The 16479-nt window shown below is 64.5% G+C and carries 14 protein-coding genes; 6 read left to right on the top strand and 8 right to left on the bottom strand.

The window, feature by feature from the left end; translation table 11 throughout:
- Nucleotides 1–87 precede the first annotated feature (87 nt).
- The 3 genes from LB572_RS09705 (at nucleotide 88) to LB572_RS09695 (ending at nucleotide 2989) form a co-directional block, all read left to right on the top strand.
- A complete protein-coding gene (locus LB572_RS09705; protein WP_181179200.1) occupies nucleotides 88–1089 on the top strand; it encodes an Ldh family oxidoreductase in 1002 nt (333 codons plus the stop codon).
- A 351-nt stretch (nucleotides 1090–1440) separates the two neighbouring features.
- A complete protein-coding gene (locus tag LB572_RS09700; RefSeq protein WP_140802291.1) occupies nucleotides 1441–1893 on the top strand; it encodes a DoxX family protein in 453 nt (150 codons plus the stop codon).
- 112 nt (nucleotides 1894–2005) lie between these two features.
- Nucleotides 2006–2989 (top strand): complex I NDUFA9 subunit family protein, encoded by a 984-nt coding sequence (locus LB572_RS09695; RefSeq protein WP_140802290.1) that lies wholly within the window; start codon nucleotides 2006–2008, stop codon nucleotides 2987–2989.
- Between the two features lie 69 nt (nucleotides 2990–3058).
- Here the strand turns inward: LB572_RS09695 and LB572_RS09690 are convergent, their stop codons facing one another.
- On the bottom strand, nucleotides 3059–4426 hold the full coding sequence (locus LB572_RS09690; RefSeq protein WP_224667573.1) for a cytochrome P450: 1368 nt from the start codon (nucleotides 4424–4426) through the stop codon (nucleotides 3059–3061).
- Between the two features lie 196 nt (nucleotides 4427–4622).
- Between LB572_RS09690 and LB572_RS09685 the strand changes: the two genes are divergently transcribed.
- From LB572_RS09685 to LB572_RS09675, 3 genes are all read left to right on the top strand, one after another.
- Complete coding sequence (locus LB572_RS09685; protein ID WP_224667572.1) at nucleotides 4623–5195, top strand: NADPH-dependent FMN reductase; 573 nt, start codon at nucleotides 4623–4625, stop codon at nucleotides 5193–5195.
- 243 nt (nucleotides 5196–5438) lie between these two features.
- Nucleotides 5439–7910 (top strand): DNA topoisomerase (ATP-hydrolyzing) subunit B, encoded by a 2472-nt coding sequence (gene gyrB, locus LB572_RS09680; protein WP_140802287.1) that lies wholly within the window; start codon nucleotides 5439–5441, stop codon nucleotides 7908–7910.
- A 221-nt stretch (nucleotides 7911–8131) separates the two neighbouring features.
- Entirely contained in the window at nucleotides 8132–8806 is a 675-nt protein-coding gene (locus LB572_RS09675; RefSeq protein WP_224667571.1) for a hypothetical protein, read from the top strand.
- A 372-nt stretch (nucleotides 8807–9178) separates the two neighbouring features.
- Here LB572_RS09675 and LB572_RS09670 read toward each other — a convergent pair whose 3' ends face one another.
- From LB572_RS09670 to LB572_RS09640, 7 genes are all read right to left on the bottom strand, one after another.
- Nucleotides 9179–10576: an NAD(P)(+) transhydrogenase (Re/Si-specific) subunit beta gene (locus LB572_RS09670; protein WP_224667570.1), complete on the bottom strand. Its 1398-nt coding sequence runs from the start codon at nucleotides 10574–10576 to the stop codon at nucleotides 9179–9181.
- A gap of 1 nt (nucleotide 10577) precedes the next feature.
- Nucleotides 10578–10997: an NAD(P) transhydrogenase subunit alpha gene (locus tag LB572_RS09665; RefSeq protein ID WP_224667569.1), complete on the bottom strand. Its 420-nt coding sequence runs from the start codon at nucleotides 10995–10997 to the stop codon at nucleotides 10578–10580.
- Nucleotides 10997–12250, bottom strand: coding sequence for a Re/Si-specific NAD(P)(+) transhydrogenase subunit alpha (locus tag LB572_RS09660; protein WP_224667568.1), 1254 nt, complete (start codon nucleotides 12248–12250; stop codon nucleotides 10997–10999). The genes LB572_RS09665 and LB572_RS09660 overlap by 1 nt, the downstream gene beginning before the upstream one ends.
- An 86-nt stretch (nucleotides 12251–12336) precedes the next feature.
- Nucleotides 12337–12561, bottom strand: coding sequence for an aa3-type cytochrome c oxidase subunit IV (locus LB572_RS09655; RefSeq protein ID WP_140802283.1), 225 nt, complete (start codon nucleotides 12559–12561; stop codon nucleotides 12337–12339).
- A 151-nt stretch (nucleotides 12562–12712) separates the two neighbouring features.
- Nucleotides 12713–12862, bottom strand: a complete 150-nt coding sequence (locus LB572_RS09650; RefSeq protein ID WP_127866594.1) for a DUF3096 domain-containing protein — start codon at nucleotides 12860–12862, stop codon at nucleotides 12713–12715.
- 149 nt (nucleotides 12863–13011) lie between these two features.
- Nucleotides 13012–13704, bottom strand: coding sequence for an N-acyl amino acid synthase FeeM domain-containing protein (locus tag LB572_RS09645; RefSeq protein ID WP_224667567.1), 693 nt, complete (start codon nucleotides 13702–13704; stop codon nucleotides 13012–13014).
- Between the two features lie 394 nt (nucleotides 13705–14098).
- The gene (locus tag LB572_RS09640; RefSeq protein WP_140802281.1) at nucleotides 14099–16414 is read right to left on the bottom strand and encodes a putative bifunctional diguanylate cyclase/phosphodiesterase; all 2316 of its coding nucleotides are present in this window, start codon (nucleotides 16412–16414) and stop codon (nucleotides 14099–14101) included.
- Nucleotides 16415–16479 lie beyond the last annotated feature (65 nt).

Raw genomic sequence — 16479 nt, 5'->3', positions numbered from 1 at the left:
GAATAGTGAGTGGTGAGCAGTGTGCTGCTTGCTGGTTTTCCCCTACTGACTACTCCCTACTTTCCAACTCACTCAGGAGCAGCCCTGATGCAACTCAGTCTCGATCAGGCAACAGGCCTATGCCGGATGGCGGCGCTCGGCGCAGGCGCCAATGAGGAAGCGGCGCAGTCGCTCACCGCCTCGATCATCGCCGCGGAGGCCGAAGGCCTGTCGACGGTGGGGCTGTCGCATTTCATCGACTATCTGGAAGCGTTCGAAGCCGGCCGCATCGACGGCAATGCCGATCCGGCAATCACCCGGCCGGCGCTCGCCGTCTATCTTTCGGATGCGCGCGGCGGGCTTGCCCATACCGGCTTCGACCGAACGATCGACGATTTGGTCAAGGCGGCAAAGCTGTTCGGCGTCGCTATCTTCTCGCAAAAGAACGCCTATACATGCGGCGCGCTCGGCTATTTCACCGGGCGGCTGGCGGAACAAGGGCTGGTTTCCTTCGCCGCCACCAACGGGCCGGCGGTGCTGGCCGGCTCAGGTTCGGTCAAGCCGGTCTATTGCACCAATCCGATGTCCTTTGCGTCGCCCGCCGCCGACGGGCCGCCGCTGGTGATCGACCAGTCGTCGAGCGCCACCGCCTTCGTCAACATCCGAAAAGCGGCCGAGGACGGCAAGAAAATCCCCGAAGGCTGGGCGCTGGACGCCAGCGGCAATCCGACCACCGATCCGGCGGCGGCGATGAAGGGGGCGATGCTTGCCTTTGGCGGCCAGCGCGGCGCCAACATCGCGTTGATGGTCGAGGTGCTGGCCGCCGGCATTTCCGGCGCCAACTGGTCGCTCGACGCGCCCTGGTTCACCGGCGGGCCGGACAGCCCCGGCACCGGTCTCTTCGTTCTCGCCATCGCGCCAAAACTGCTCGACCCGGATTTCGAGCAGCGTATGAGGGACCAGCTCGACCGGCTGCGGCGGCGCTATGGCGTGCATATTCCCGGCCGCTCCCGCGCCGAAGCAGCGGAGAAGGCCAAGGCGCGCGGCATCACCACGTCCAGGGCGGTCGTGCAGCGCATTTCGGAATTCGCCGAGCGCTATTCGGCCTGATTTTTCCTGCGCTGCCTGAACCTTTTCCTGACCTGACACGACACATCCGCGGCACCCCACGCCGCGAGCCGCCTTGGTTGGCTTCGTCCGGCTCGCGGTTGGCGGCGCCGCGCCGGGCGTTCAGGGCGGGCGGGCGTGCTTGCTTCACGCCACCTTGATACCGTCTCAGGTCAGGCCGCCTCATTGGACCCTGTTTCGGCGCGGACACTGCCCGGAAAACCCCGCTTCGGCGGGGTTTTCTGTTTTCCGTCGCCACGCACAAAACATGATTATGGAAGTTAACTTTTGTTAACTTGACTTGGGCGGGAGCGTCGGGCGGTTTGCGGGTATCGTCACAAAACAGGAGCTACGATGTCCGCCACCACCGACCCCTCCCGCGCAAAGCTGATCATCCCGGCGCTTGGCCGGCTGTATTCCTCGCTGCATGATGCCGGCGAAACCCTGCTGCGCATTGTGGCCGGCGGTTTCCTGGCCATCCATGGCTCGCAAAAGATCGTCAATCCGTTCGGGGCCACGGAAATGGTCGAGGGGCTGGGCTTTTATCCCGGCGTCTTCTGGTCGCCGCTGCTTGCCTGCACCGAATTCTTCGGCGGCATCCTGATCGCCTTCGGCCTCTTCACCCGCCCGGCCGCCTTCGCCGGCCTGATCGTGCTTCTGGTCACCGTGTGGTTCCACTGGGTAACGATGGGCCAAGGGTTTTCGGGCGCGGAAAAGTCGCTGCTGTGGGCCGCGATCCTCGCCTTCTTCGTCATCCGCGGCGGCAACCGGCAGTCGGTCGACGCGCGCATCGGCAAGGCTTTCTGAGCGGTTCTTGCCTGGACGCAATTCCGGCAATGGCGACCTCCGGTCGCTCTTTGCCTTTGGCGAGAAACGGATTAAGAAACGGCTTCAGCCAAGCACTCGCGCGGAGCCAGTCATGACCGAAATCCTGCAGACCCCCAAGCTCGTCGTCGTCTTCGGCGGTTCGGGTTTCGTCGGTCGCCATGTCGTGCGGGCGCTGGCCAAGCGCGGCTACCGCATCCGGGTCGCCTGCCGGCGGCCCGACCTTGCCGGCCATGTGCAGCCGCTCGGCAATGTCGGCCAGATCCAGCCGGTGCAGGCCAATGTGCGCGTGCGCTGGTCGGTCGACCGCGCCGTGCAGGGCGCCGACCATGTCGTCAACCTCGTCGCCATCCTGCATGAGACCGGCCGACAGAAATTCGGCGCCGTGCATGATTTCGGGGCGCGCGCCGTCGCCGAGGCCGCGCGCTCGGTCGGCGCCGGCCTCACCCACATCTCGGCGCTCGGCGCCGATCTGAATTCCCCATCCGACTATGCCCGCACCAAGGCGCTCGGCGAGAAAGCCGTGTTCGACACGATCAGCGATGCCGTCATCTTGCGGCCGTCGATCAATTTCGGGCCGGAAGACGGCTTCTTCAACCGCTTCGCCAACATGGCGCGCTATTCGCCGGTGCTGCCGCTGATCGGCGGCGGGCAGAACAAGTTCCAGCCGGTCTATGTCGGCGACGTCGCCGAAGCGGTCGCGCGCTCGGTCGACGGCAAGATCAAGGGCGGCCAGACCTATGAGCTCGGTGGCCCGCAGGTGCTGACCTTCAAGCAATGCATGGAAGAGCTGCTGATGGTCATCGAGCGCCGCCGCCTCCTGGTGCCGGTGCCGTTCTGGGTGGCGAACATCCAAGCCTCGATCCTCCAGCTGCTGCCCAACCCGCTGTTGACCAAGGACCAGGTCATGCAGCTGCGCGAGCACAACATCGTCTCGGACGAAGCCGCCAAGGCCGCCAGGACGCTGACAGGCCTCGGCATCCAGCCGCAGGCGATCGCCACCATCCTGCCCAGCTATCTCTGGCGCTTCCGCGCCGCCGGCCAGTTTCAGCAGCGCCGGCCGGTCGCCGACCGGTAATCAAGAAACCACTATTTGCTTTACGCAATTCCGGACGGAAAACCGCTTCACACTTTCCCTGGAATTGCTTTAGCGACGCGAGACCTGCATCGGCAGGCCACCCTGCGGCTGCGTGGTCAGCTTCTGCACCGGCCATGGCCGCGTCTCGGGCGTCGCGTCGAAGCGGAAACGCGACAACAGGATCGCCAGCGCGATGATCGCCTCCTGCATGGCAAAGCTGGCGCCGATGCAGACGCGCGGGCCGGCGCCGAAGGGCAGGTACTGGAAGCGGTCGATCCGGTCGCGGTTTTCCGGGTGGAAACGCTCCGGCATGAAGGCGTCCGGCCTGTCCCACAGCTTGCGGTGGCGGTGCACGACCCAAGGCATCACCAGCACAGCGGCGTATTTCGGGATATAGAGGCCATTCCAGGTCTCCGGCTCGATCGGCTCGCGGTTGATCGAGGGCGCCGGCGGATAGAGCCTCAGCGCCTCCTCGAAAGCGGCGCGGGTGAGCGGCATGGCATCCAGCCACTTGGTCGGATCGGGCTCGCGCGCCAGCACCGCGTCGATCTCCTGTTCCACCTTGTCGCGTTCCCAGGGCGCCTCGGCGAGGCAATAGATCGTCCAGCCGAGCGCCCGCGCGGTCGTCTCATGGCCGGCGCCGATGAAGGTGATGATGTTGTCCTCGACTTCGGCGCGCGTCAGCCCATCCGGCCCTTCGGCCCGAAGCAGAAGCGTGAGGAAATCCTGCGGCACGCCGCCGGGATCGCGCTTCATCCGCTCCTCGCGCATCCTCACCGTGCCGGCGACGATGTTGCGGAAATAGGCCATGGTCTTGCGGCCGCGGATGCGTGTGAAGCGCGGCAGCCATTCCGGCGCGCGCAGCAGGTCGAGCGGATCGACGCGGCCCATGGTCTCGAACAGGCGATCGATCTCCCTGGCGAAGCTGCCCGGCTCGCCAGCGATCTCGCCGGAAAACAGCGTCTCGGCCAGGATGTCATAGGTGAGCAGCGTCATGTCGTGGGCGACATCGGTCTCCCCGCCGGCCTCGTAGCGGGTTACGAACTCAAGCGTGCGCTTCAGCATCGGCCCGGCGAAACCGAAGATGTGGCGTGGCGTGAAGACCGGCGCCATGGCCTTGCGGGAACGCTTCCAGACCTCACCCTCGGCGGTCAGCAGCCCGTCGCGCAGGATCGGCCGCAGCACCAGCTGGCGCACGGTCGCCATCTTGTAGTTCTTGGCATTGTCGATCAGCACGTGGCGGATGAGGCCCGGATCGTTGGCGACCACCAGCGGCCCGCCCACGCCGGTCACCGAAACCCAGGGCTCGTTGTAGGTGTGCTCGCCCCACAATTCGAGCGGGTTGCGGTAGATGATGCGCATCATCTCCAGCGTCGAAGGCGGCTTTGTGCGCGGCGTCGGCGCCGGTGGCACGAAGGGGGCGGGCTTGGTGTCCATGAAGCATGCTCCGCTGACAGTGCCGAATGTAGTGTCGGACGAAGCGGGCGTCCATGTGGCCGGGCGGCGGACCGGGAGTTTTGCTTTCCGCATACTACGCCTCGCCAGAATGTGACCGGAACCTGCGAATGCCGGCTTGTTGCAGGGGGAAGCTTACGTTAGTCACCAACGGATACCGTCAAGCCAGGAGCCGCAAATGAAGCACCGTCTGGACATCATCATCGGCAGCACGCGGCCGGGACGCGCCGGCCCGATCTTCGGCGAGTGGCTGGAGGGCTTCGCGCGCCAACATGGCAAGTTCGAGCCGGTGCTGACCGATATCGCCGCGTTCAACCTGCCGATGCTCGACGAACCGCACCATCCGCGCTTGCGCAAATACGAGAACGACCACACCAAGGCCTGGTCGAAGGCGATCGATGCCGCCGACGCCTTCGTGTTCGTCGCGCCGGAGTATAACTATTTCGTCGCGCCGGCGATCGTGAACGCCATCGACTACCTGGTCCATGAATGGCGCTACAAGCCGGCTGCGATCTTCAGCTATGGCGGCGTGTCCGGCGGCCTGCGCGCGGCGCAGGCCTTGAAGCCGCTGCTCACCTCCGTCGGCGTCATGCCGATCCCGGAAGGCGTGGCGCTGCCGGCCTATGCGACGCTGCTCGACCAGGAGCGCGCCTTTCATCCGAGCGAGCAGGTGCTGGGTGGCGCGAAGACGATGCTCAACGAACTGTCGCGCTGGAGCGAGGCGCTGAAGACGCTGCGCGCCGCCGGATAGGCGCGAAACTCCCCCACGAAGGCAGGTTGCGAGGCCGCGCTTCGGCGCAGCTTCCCCAGCCGGACGCCCCCATGCCGCGGACCGTCATATCGCGCGGACGTGAAGAGGGCGCCCGCCAAGCCGGCAAAATGCCCGCAAACCTTGGAAAAGCAGCCGTTTGCGCCTATATCTAGGACATCAAAACGGCGCGATTCGGGGCCATTTTTCCGCGCCTGACCATCGACATCAATCAGACAGGTTTTCATGAGCGATCAGACCGAAAGCGCCAATGGCGCGGAAGCCGAGTACGGCGCCGATTCCATCAAGGTTTTGAAGGGGTTGGATGCCGTGCGCAAGCGGCCGGGCATGTATATCGGCGACACCGATGACGGCTCGGGCCTGCATCACATGGTCTACGAGGTGGTGGACAACGCCATCGACGAGGCGCTGGCCGGCCACGCCGACCTCGTCTCGGTGACGCTCAACCCCGACGGTTCGGTGACGGTGATCGACAACGGTCGTGGCATTCCGACCGATATCCACCCTTCGGAGGGCGTTTCAGCGGCCGAAGTGATCATGACGCAGCTGCATGCCGGCGGCAAGTTCGACCAGAACTCCTACAAGGTTTCCGGCGGCCTGCATGGCGTCGGCGTCTCGGTGGTCAACGCGCTTTCGGCCTGGCTCAAGCTCAAGATCCGCCGCAACGGCGAAATCTTCGAGATGGGCTTCACGCATGGCAATGCCGACGCACCGCTGAAAGTCACCGGCAGCTATGTGCAGGACAAGCAGCCTGGCACCAATGAAGGCCGCAGCGGCAGCGAAATCTCCTTCTTCCCCTCGTCCGAGACCTTCACCATGGTCGAGTTCGATTTCGGCACGCTGGAGCACCGCCTGCGCGAGCTTGCCTTCCTCAATTCCGGCGTGCGCATCATCCTGACCGATGCGCGGCATGCCGACCTGGTTCGCCATGAGCTGCATTATGACGGCGGCCTGGAAGAGTTCGTCAGATATCTCGACCGGGTGAAGAAGCCGCTGATCGAGGCGCCGATCGCCATCCGCGCCGAACGCGACGGCATCACCGTCGAGGTCGCGATGTGGTGGAACGACAGCTACCACGAGAATGTGCTGGCCTTCACCAACAACATCCCGCAGCGCGACGGCGGCACGCATCTGGCGGGCTTCCGCGCGGCGCTGACCCGGCAGATCACCGGCTATGGCGAATCGTCCGGCCAGACCAAGAAGGAAAAGGTCTCGCTCACCGGCGACGATTGCCGCGAGGGCCTGACCGCGGTGCTTTCGGTCAAGGTGCCGGACCCGAAATTCTCCTCGCAGACCAAAGACAAGCTGGTCTCGTCCGAGGTTCGCCCGGTGGTGGAGAGCCTGGTCAACGAGGCGCTCGGCACCTGGCTGGAAGAGCATCCGAGCGAAGGCAGGGTGGTGGTCGAGAAGGTGATCCAGGCGGCCGCGGCGCGCGAAGCCGCGCGCAAGGCGCGCGACATCACGCGCAAGAGCACGCTCGGCGTCACCTCGCTGCCGGGCAAGCTCGCCGACTGCCAGGAACGCGATCCGGCCAAGTCCGAAATCTTCATCGTCGAGGGCGACTCGGCCGGCGGCTCGGCCAAGGGCGGGCGCTCGCGGCAGAACCAGGCGATCCTGCCGCTGCGCGGCAAGATCCTCAATGTCGAGCGCGCGCGCTTCGACCGCATGCTCTCCTCCGACATGATCGGCACGCTGATCACCGCGCTCGGCACCTCGATCGGCAAGGACGAGTTCAACGCCGACAAGCTGCGCTACCACAAGATCATCCTGATGACGGACGCCGACGTCGACGGCGCCCACATCCGCACACTGCTGCTCACCTTCTTCTTCCGGCAGATGCCGGAGCTGATCGAGCGCGGCCATCTCTACATCGCCCAGCCCCCGCTCTACAAAGTGACGCGGGGCAAGAGCTCGCAATATCTCAAGGACGAAAGCGCCTATGAGGAATATCTGATCGAATCCGGCCTCGACGAGGCGTTGCTGACGCTCGCCTCGGGTGAGGTGCGGACCGGCCAGGATCTGCGTGGCGCCATTGACGACGCGCTGGCGGTGCGCCAGCTGATCAACGGCCTGCACACGCGTTACAACCGCAGCGTCGTCGAGCAGGCGGCGATCGCCGGCGCGCTCAACGCCGACGTGCTTGCCGATCTCGGCCGCGCCAACGCCATGGCCGAGCGCGTCGCCCGGCGGCTCGACATCATCGCCGAGGAGACCGAACGCGGCTGGACCGGCCGGCTCTCGACCTCCAATGACGGCTCGGGCGGCTATGTCTTCGAGCGCACCGTGCGCGGCGTCAAGGATGTTGCCCAGCTCGATGCCGGACTGATCCACTCGGCCGATGCCCGTCAGCTCGACCGCTATGCCCCGCGCCTTGCCGAGATTTATGGCGAGCCGCCGGTGCTGCGGCGCAAGGAGACCTCCGAGACCATTTCTGGCCCGCTGGCGCTGCTCAACGCGGTGTTTGCGACCGGCCGCAAGGGGCTCACCATGCAGCGCTACAAGGGCCTTGGCGAGATGAATGCCGAGCAGCTCTGGGAAACCACGCTCGACCCGAATGTGCGCTCGCTGCTGCAGGTCAAGGTCAACGACGCAACCGATGCCGACTCGCTGTTCTCCCGCCTGATGGGCGACGAAGTGGAGCCGCGGCGCGAGTTCATCCAGGACAACGCGCTGTCGGTGGCCAACCTGGATATTTGAGCGTTCGTTCGAAGAAACTCGCCAGCGCCGTGTTCAGGCGCTGGTGAAACGCCGCCCGGTCGAAGCCGGGCGCGTAGATGGATCTGCCGGGGCGCGATGGCGCGTAACCGGGCGCCGCATGGCGGCAGGAACCCATAGTGGCCCGCCACGGGTTCGACACGATATTCCGGCGGATGCGGCAGCGCTGGACGGACGTGCTCCTCGTACCAGGGGTCGGGTTGATGCCGGTCGTCGGCCGCGCGCCACAGCAGCACCGGTATCTGCACCGAAGCGAGGTCCGTGCGGTCGAAGACGAAGCCGAACGCTGGCGCGGCGGCCGCGATGGCGCGTATACGTCGATCGGGCTTCCAGGCCTCCGGCGGTGGCTGGGGCGCCTGCGCTACCGAATGGATGCCCGCCGCCGCCAACGCGGTACAAAGATCGTGCCCGGGGTTTGCCGCGCAATATGGGTCGATCCTGTCGAGGTGCGGTATTCCGCCCGCTTCGACGAGCACGGTGAAGCCGCCATTCGAGAATCCGAAGGCCCCGATGCGCTGCGGATCGATTTCGCCGCGACCTCGCCAGTCTCCCAGCATGAAATCGATCAGCCGGCTCAACTGGGCGGGCCGGCGCCACAGCATCAGCACCTTGCTCTGATCATCGTAAGTATCGCCGGCGTGGCTGACCGCGGCGACAATGAAGCCGGCTCTCGCCAATGCGAGCGCCGTATCATAATGCGCAGCGTAGGATCCGCCGCCGCCGTGCGAGATCACGATGAGCGGCAGCGCATGGCCGCGACCGGGCCGGATGGCGCAACGCGTTGTTTGAAGCCCTCCAGGGGCACCTCATGCGGCTCGCCGGTGGTCGGATACCAGACACCGGCAATCAGCGGCGGTTCGCCGCCGTTGGGAATATGAACGACTTCAAAGCCTACCGGGGAAAGACCGGCATTATCCCTGGTCGCCACACTGGTCGACGTCGCACCGGTTTGCGGAACATTCGCGGCCAGGCTCTCGCCCTGGGCGAACAAGCCCGAGAGCATGATTAGGCCGATGGCTACGGCTTTCCGCATCTCCGAGACTTTCCTTCAGAACGATTTTGTCCGTCCAACCCGGCAAGGAAAAATGGCGCTTCCAAGGAATTGATGCGGGCAGCGGAAGCGGCCTTGTTGACGATTTGTTGAACTCCCTGGGCTGCCGTTCAAAAGCAAAAGCCCGGCGCGAAGCCGGGCTTTCTGGAATCCGATGGCTGGCCAGGCCGACAACCTTCCTGCGGAAGGTTGCGGCTTGTCAGTGATCCATGGCCTTGACGATTTCCTCGGTCATCTTCTTGGCGTCGCCGAGCAGCATCATGGTGCCGTCCTTGTAGAACAGCGTGTTGTCGATGCCGGCATAGCCGGAGCCGAGGGAGCGCTTGACGAACAGGCAGGTGCGGGCCTTGTCGACGTCGAGGATCGGCATGCCGTAGATCGGCGAGGACTTGTCGTCGCGCGCGGACGGGTTGGTGACGTCGTTGGCGCCGATGACATAGGCGACGTCGGCCTGCGCGAACTCGGAGTTGATGTCCTCGAGCTCGAACACCTCGTCATAGGGCACGTTGGCTTCGGCGAGCAGCACGTTCATGTGGCCGGGCATGCGGCCGGCGACCGGGTGGATGGCGTATTTGACGTCGACGCCATTGGCCTTGAGCTTGTCGGCCATTTCGCGCAACGCGTGCTGGGCCTGGGCGACCGCCATTCCGTAGCCGGGCACGATGATCACCTTCTGCGCGTTCATCATCAGGTAGGCGGCATCCTCGGCCGAGCCCTGCTTGACCGTGCGCTCGATGCCGTCGTCGGCGGCCGCGGCCGTCTCGCCGCCGAAACCGCCGAGGATGACGGAGATGAAGGAGCGGTTCATGCCCTTGCACATGATGTAGGACAGGATCGCACCGCTAGAGCCGACCAGCGCGCCGGTGATGATCAGCGCCAGATTGCCGAGCGTGAAGCCGAGCGCCGCCGCCGCCCAGCCGGAATAGGAATTCAGCATCGACACCACGACCGGCATGTCGGCGCCGCCGATCGGGATGATCAGGAGCACGCCGAGCACCAGCGAGGCCGCCACGATCAGCCAGAAGACGAGCTTGGACTCGGTGGTGACCAGAAGCACGATCAGCACCACCAGGGCGATGCCGAGGGCGATGTTGATGAGGTGGCGGCCGCCGATCATGATCGGCTTGCCGGACATGCGGCCGTCGAGCTTCAGGAAGGCGATGACCGAGCCGGTGAAGGTGATGGCGCCGATGGCGACGCCCAGGCTCATCTCGACCAGCGCCTGGGCATGGATGTCGCCCGCCGTGCCGATGCCGAAGCTTTCAGGCGCATAGATGGCGGCAGCGGCCACCATGACGGCGGCGAAGCCGACGAGCGAGTGGAAAGCGGCGACCAGCTGCGGCATCGAGGTCATGGCGATGCGGCGCGCGGTGACGGCCCCGACCGAGCCACCGATGGCGAGGCCGAGCACGATCAGGCCGAAGCCGCCGGCCGAAGGGACTGCCAGCGCCAGGGTGGTGGCGATGGCGATGCCCATGCCGATCATGCCGTAGAGATTGCCCTGACGGCTGGTGGTCGGATGCGACAGGCCGCGCAGCGCCAGGATGAACAGGATGCCGGAAACAAGGTATAGGAAAGAGGCGAAGTTGGCGTTCACTTCACTTGTCCTTCTTCTTGTACATGGCCAGCATGCGTTGGGTGACCAGGAAGCCGCCGAAGATATTGACCGAGACCAGCACCAGGGCGACGAAGCCGAAGCCCGCGGCGAGGCCGGAAGCAGCGATGCCTACGGCGAGCAAAGCGCCGACGACGATCACGGAAGAGATGGCGTTGGTGACGGCCATCAGCGGCGTGTGCAGCGCCGGAGTGACGGACCAGACGACATAGTAGCCGACGAAGATCGCCAGCACGAAGATGGCGAAGCGGAAGACGAAAGGATCGATGGCGCCACCCGAAAACGCGTGCGCGGCATTGCCGGCCGCCTCGCCGGCGGGCGCGTTGGCGAGATCCTGCACCGCCAGCCTTACGGCGGCGCTCGCCTGATCGAGCTGATCGAGAGCTTTCTGCAAGGCGTCCATCACGCGGTCCCCTTAGGCTTGGCTGCGGACTTCTTCTTTGCCGCCGGCTTTGCGTCGGCGGCATCGGCAACCATGGTCGTCGCCGGAATGGCCGCCGGCTCGGTGCGCGGCTCTTGCGCCGCCTTGGCGAAGTTCGGATGCACCACCTTGCCGCCGTCGGTCAGCATGGTCGCCTTGACCAGCTCGTCGTCGCGCTTGATGGCAAGCTGTTTCGCCGCCTTGTCGACCATCGTCTCGAGGAAGGCGTAGAGGTTCTTGGCGTAGAGCAGCGAGGCCGACGCCGCGACACGGCCCGGCACGTTGAGGTGGCCGACGATCTTGACGCCGTTCTCGGTCGTCACGACCTTGCCCGGCACCGCACCCTCGACATTGCCGCCGCGCTCGACCGCAAGATCGACGATCACCGAACCCGGCTTCATCGAGGCGACCATGGCCGCCGACACCAGCTTGGGCGCCGGGCGTCCGGGGATCAGCGCCGTGGTGATGACGATGTCCTGCTTGGCGATGTGCTCGGCGGTCAGCGCCGCCTGCTTGGCCTGGTATTCCTTCGACATTTCCTTGGCGTAGCCGCCGGCCGTTTCGGCCGCCTTGAACTCCTCGTCCTCGACCGCCAGGAACTTGGCGCCGAGCGACTGCACCTGCTCCTTCACCGCCGGACGCACGTCGGTGGCGGTGACAACGGCGCCGAGACGGCGCGCGGTGGCGATGGCTTGCAGGCCGGCGACGCCGACGCCCATGATGAAGGTTTTCGCCGCCGGCACGGTGCCGGCCGCCGTCATCATCATCGGCAGCGCGCGGTCATATTCGGCGGCCGCGTCGATCACCGCCTGGTAGCCGGCAAGATTGGCCTGCGAGGAGAGCACGTCCATGACCTGCGCGCGAGTGATGCGCGGCATGAACTCCATGGAGAAGGCGGTGATGCCGGCCTTGGCCATCGCGGCCACCGCGGCATCGTTGCCATAGGGATCCATGATGGCGATGACGGCGGCGCCCGACTTGTAGCCCTTCAGCTCCGCATCCGTCGGCCGGCGCACTTTCAGCACGACATCGGCCTTCTTGGCGTCGGCCGCCGTGCCGATCGCGCCGCCGGTAGCAGCGAAATCCTGGTCAGGGATGCGCGAGCCGAGGCCAGCGCCCTTCTCGACGATCACGTCGAAGCCAAGACCCACCAGGCGCTTGACCGTATCCGGCGAGGCCGCGACGCGCGGCTCGTTCGGGTCAACCTCACGAGGTATGAATACTATTTGTCCCACCGGATGATCCTTTCGGCTGGAACCTTGATTGCGCAAGGCGTCGGCCGGGACGTCCGGTGACGTCGAGTGCAATTGGCTTGGGAAAGCTACCGCAGAATGAGGGTGCCGACGGCCATGATCAGGATGAACAGGATCGTCGCCGAAAAGAAGCCGCCGACGAAGAAGCCGAAGGCCATAGCGATAAGGATGGCGGCACAGAACAACGAGCCGTATTTGGCAAGACCGAGGAAGCCCTTGTAGGTACGGTCGTGCTCGGCATAGTCCATCTGCGCGCCAAGCTCGACAGGACCTGCGGGCGAGTGATCAGCCATGGAAGTACCCCTTCGAAAATGCCTTTGAGGCACATAGCGAAAAGCCGCACCAAGAGCAATGGCGCTATTGCCGCACAACCTGTGACAACAGCGTCAAAGGAAAGTTGAAATTGAACGGCGTGGCTGCGTCCGCGCGGCCGAGGCGGTTCCTTCAGCTGGCGAGATGCGGGAACAGGCCAAGCAGGCCGACCACGATCAGGTAAAGCGCGACGATGTAGTTGAGGAGCCGCGGCATCACCAGGATCAGCACGCCGGCAATCAGCGAGATCAGCGGCGTCAGCGCAAGCGAATGGATGGTCATGGCGGAATCCTTTCCTTTGACAGGCGATCGCCCGTCACACGGGCTGCGGATTGGAGCTTGTTGACGCAATTCCGGACGGAAAACCGCTCACACTTTTCCTGGAATTGCTCTGACAACGCCGCAGCCGACGAAAGGTTCAGGGCCAGCGTTCAGGCAGCGGCGCGATAGTACTTCGCCGTCGGCACGATGGAGAGGGGCGTCAGCCGGTTGATGGCCGGATTGCCGAACATCAGCCGCTGCTCCATCGCCGTCGACTTGAAGAATGGCAGCCGTTCGAGCGTCAGGCGCATGTTTTCGCCGGCAGGAATTTCGAACAGCGCGATCGGGGCAAGAACGCCCGGGAACTGCTTGGCCTCGCTCCGCTGCACGGCATTGAAGAAGCGCGCGTAGAAGGCGGAATGCTCGAGCTTGACGGGCGTGAGCACCGAGTCCTGGCCGAAGTAACAGGAGGCGACCATGGCGATCCTGAGCGTCAGGAAAGGCAGCACTCCGGGCGCCGGCGCGCAGTCGGGATCGGTTGCGAAGCGGGTTCCGTCGATGAAGGTTTCGCCGCGGGCGAGCCGGGGAAGCAAGACTTCGGGATAGGCATCGATGGAAGGCGAGTATGGCTGCTCGCTGGAAATATAGTGGAAGCGCAGCGTGCTGACCAATTCACCGTAACAATAGACGCCGAACCGGTAGGAATTGGGCAGATTATCCCAACGGTCCTCGAACATGCCGCTGGCGATCGGGCCACACATACCTGAGCGCAGATAGGAATTGTAGCGAAGCCGGTAGATCGCCTCCAGATCTTCACCCCCGGTGATGAGACGATATTCGACGTGGTCCAGTAATTGCATCATGGATCGGTTGAGCGCGGAGTCCATCCTCGCGCTGGCGCTAGCCGACGCACTCTTCCTCGCAGCATCCATTGTCAGTCCTCGAATTCCGCCTGCAATTAGGCTATTCGAGTTGAAATGAGACACAAGCTGAAAATTCGATATTGCTGATTTACCGCTTGTTAACGTTAATGGCCGGGCAGATTTTCGTCGATCCTGCACAGGAAAAAGCAAAACTCGGCGCCGACGGCTGTCGGACGCGACCTACCGGCGATCACCGAGATCATTTCAAATTCAGAGCTTGAAAAGCGGCAAGGCGCGGCGGGTTTAAACTTGCGCCAGGGCAAGCGTCATTTTCCGTGAGCTGGAAGTCCGGATCATGCCACTCTCGAAGCGAGAGCGTTGCCCCGAAACCCGGTCAGCTGGCTGTCCGTTTGCCGGCGATATGCAGGTCCGCTGCAAATGGCCATGTGACGCTCGACATCGTCTCGATGCCCGACGCGCTGAGCGCGGCGCCGAAGAGGAAGCCCTGCACGAAGTCCGGCTTGACCAGATGGACTAGCGTCTTCAGCTGCTCGAAGGTCTCGACCCCTTCGATGGTGACGGAAAGACCCAGCGTCCGGGACAGGCTGACGATGCCCTTGAGAAGATCGAGCGACTGCCGGTTCTGGTTGACGTCGACCAGGAAGGAGCGGTCGATCTTGATCTTGTCGAGCGGCAGCTTGTGGAGATAGCTCAGGCTGGAGTAGCCGGTGCCGAAATCGTCAAGCGCGATGCGCGCGCCGAGCGCCTTCAGTTCCTCGATCGACTCGCGCGTCAGCGACTTGTCGTCCAGCAGCGCGGTCTCGGTGACCTCGATTTCGAGCCGGTGCGCCGCCAGGCCCGACTTGGCCAGGGCGTCCCTGACCTTCTGGACGATATCGCGATTGCGGAAATCCTTGGCCGAGAGGTTGACCGACACGCTGGTCTGGGCCGGCCATTTGGCGCATTCGGTGCAGGCGGCCTCCAGCACGAACGTGCTGATGTCGGAAACGATGCCCATCTCCTCGGCGAGCGGGATGAAGACGCTGGGCGAGATCGGGCCGAGATCGGGATGGTCCCAGCGGCAGAGCGCCTCGCAGCTGGCGATGCGCATGGTGCTGACGGCCACGATCGGCTGGTAGACGACGCGCAACTCCCTGGCCTGCACGGCATTGCGCAGGTCGGCCTTCATCAGCTGGCGATTGCGGAAGGCGGCATCCATGGCAGCCTCGAACAGCCGCCAGCTGTTCTTGCCGAGCTCCTTGGCCTTGTAGAGGGCAAGATCGGCCTTGACGATCATGGCGTCCGCGTCGGTGTCCTTGACCTTGGAAAGCACGGCGCCGCCGCTGGTCTGGATGCGCAGGCCGTGGCCGGCGACGTCCACCTCGCCCTGCAGGTCCGCGAAAATCTGGTCGAGCAGCGTGCTGAGGTGGCTTTCGTCCTCGACACGGTCGAAGAAGATCATGAACTCGTCGCCGCCGAAGCGGCTGACGGTGATGCCCGGCCCGGCGATCGCCGCGAGGCGCTCGGCCACGGCATAGATCAGCCCGTCGCCGACCGGATGGCCGAGCGTGTCGTTGACGCTCTTGAAGTCGTCGAGATCGAGCACCGCGAGGCCGCAGAGCCGGTCCTGGTCGCCGGAGGCCATAGCCTCGCCGACCAGCTCGTGGAAATAGGCGCGGTTCGGCAGTCCGGTCAGGTTGTCGTAACGCGCCATGAAGCGGATCTTTTCCTCCGCCTCGACGCGCGCCGTCACATCCTCGAAGGTGATGACGCCCAACTCCTGGCTGCCTTCGCGGGCGGAGAATTCATAGTGCTGGCCGTTGGCTAAGGAGACCAGCACCTTGCGGTCGCGGCCTTCGCGCAAGGCGCGTGTCAGCTGCGCTTCGATGTAGCGGCAGTCTTTCGGCGCCAGCATGCCGCCGGCGACGCCGCGCATCAAAAGACCGTGGATCGAACGTCCAAGCAAGGCATCGCCCGATCTCAGCGACATCAGGCGGGCGGCTTCGGCATTGGCCACCGCGACGCGGCCGTCCGGCCCCAGCATGACCAGGCCGTGCGACATGGTGTTGAGCGCGCGATCGAACCGGCGCGTCAGGTTCCTGGCCTGCTTGTGGCCGATGACGGCGGAGAAGAGCACGTTGCGGACGTGGTCGGCGCTGTTGATGGTGATGAAGGTCAGCGGGATGATCATCAGGCCGAGCAGGACCGACGGGAAATCCATGCGCAGCAGGAGTCCCAGCGCCGCCGGACCGATGAAGGTGACGGAGAAAATCCGCACCATCTGCGGGGAACCGTAGTTGCGGCCGACAACCGTGACCAGGGTCGCGATCGTCAGCGACGTCGCGGCCAGCTCGGCGAAGGGATCGGGATAGACGTAGATCGATATGAAGCAGAGCGAACCCAGGCCCAGGCCCTGCAGGCTGCCCTTGAGGATATAGTTGCGCTCCCACCGCCTCGCCTCTTCGACATTGGCTATGGTGCCGCCTGTCTTCAGGAAGGTGCGAATGCCGAAGTAACGGAAAAGGCTGATGGAGAGCAGACCGAAGGAAAAGGCCAGAAACAGCGGATTGTGCGTCCGCCAATAGATCATGAATCCGAGGATCCAGTAGCAAACGCCACCGATCACCAGCATGTGGGCGTTGTCGAACAACGACCGCACAAACTGGATATAAACATCCGCCGGGATGTTCTCGGTCTTTGTTCTACCCATGCCGTTGGCCCAACACTACGCCTTGTCATGCCACACCCGCCTTAAAAAAGGCTTAGAACGGCACT

It is taken from the genome of Mesorhizobium sp. BH1-1-5 (assembly GCF_020165615.1).
In the GTDB taxonomy this organism is placed as follows: Bacteria; Pseudomonadota; Alphaproteobacteria; order Rhizobiales; family Rhizobiaceae; genus Mesorhizobium.
The sequence above is the reverse complement of the archived record's forward strand: the minus strand, read 5'-3'. Positions and strand labels throughout refer to the sequence as shown.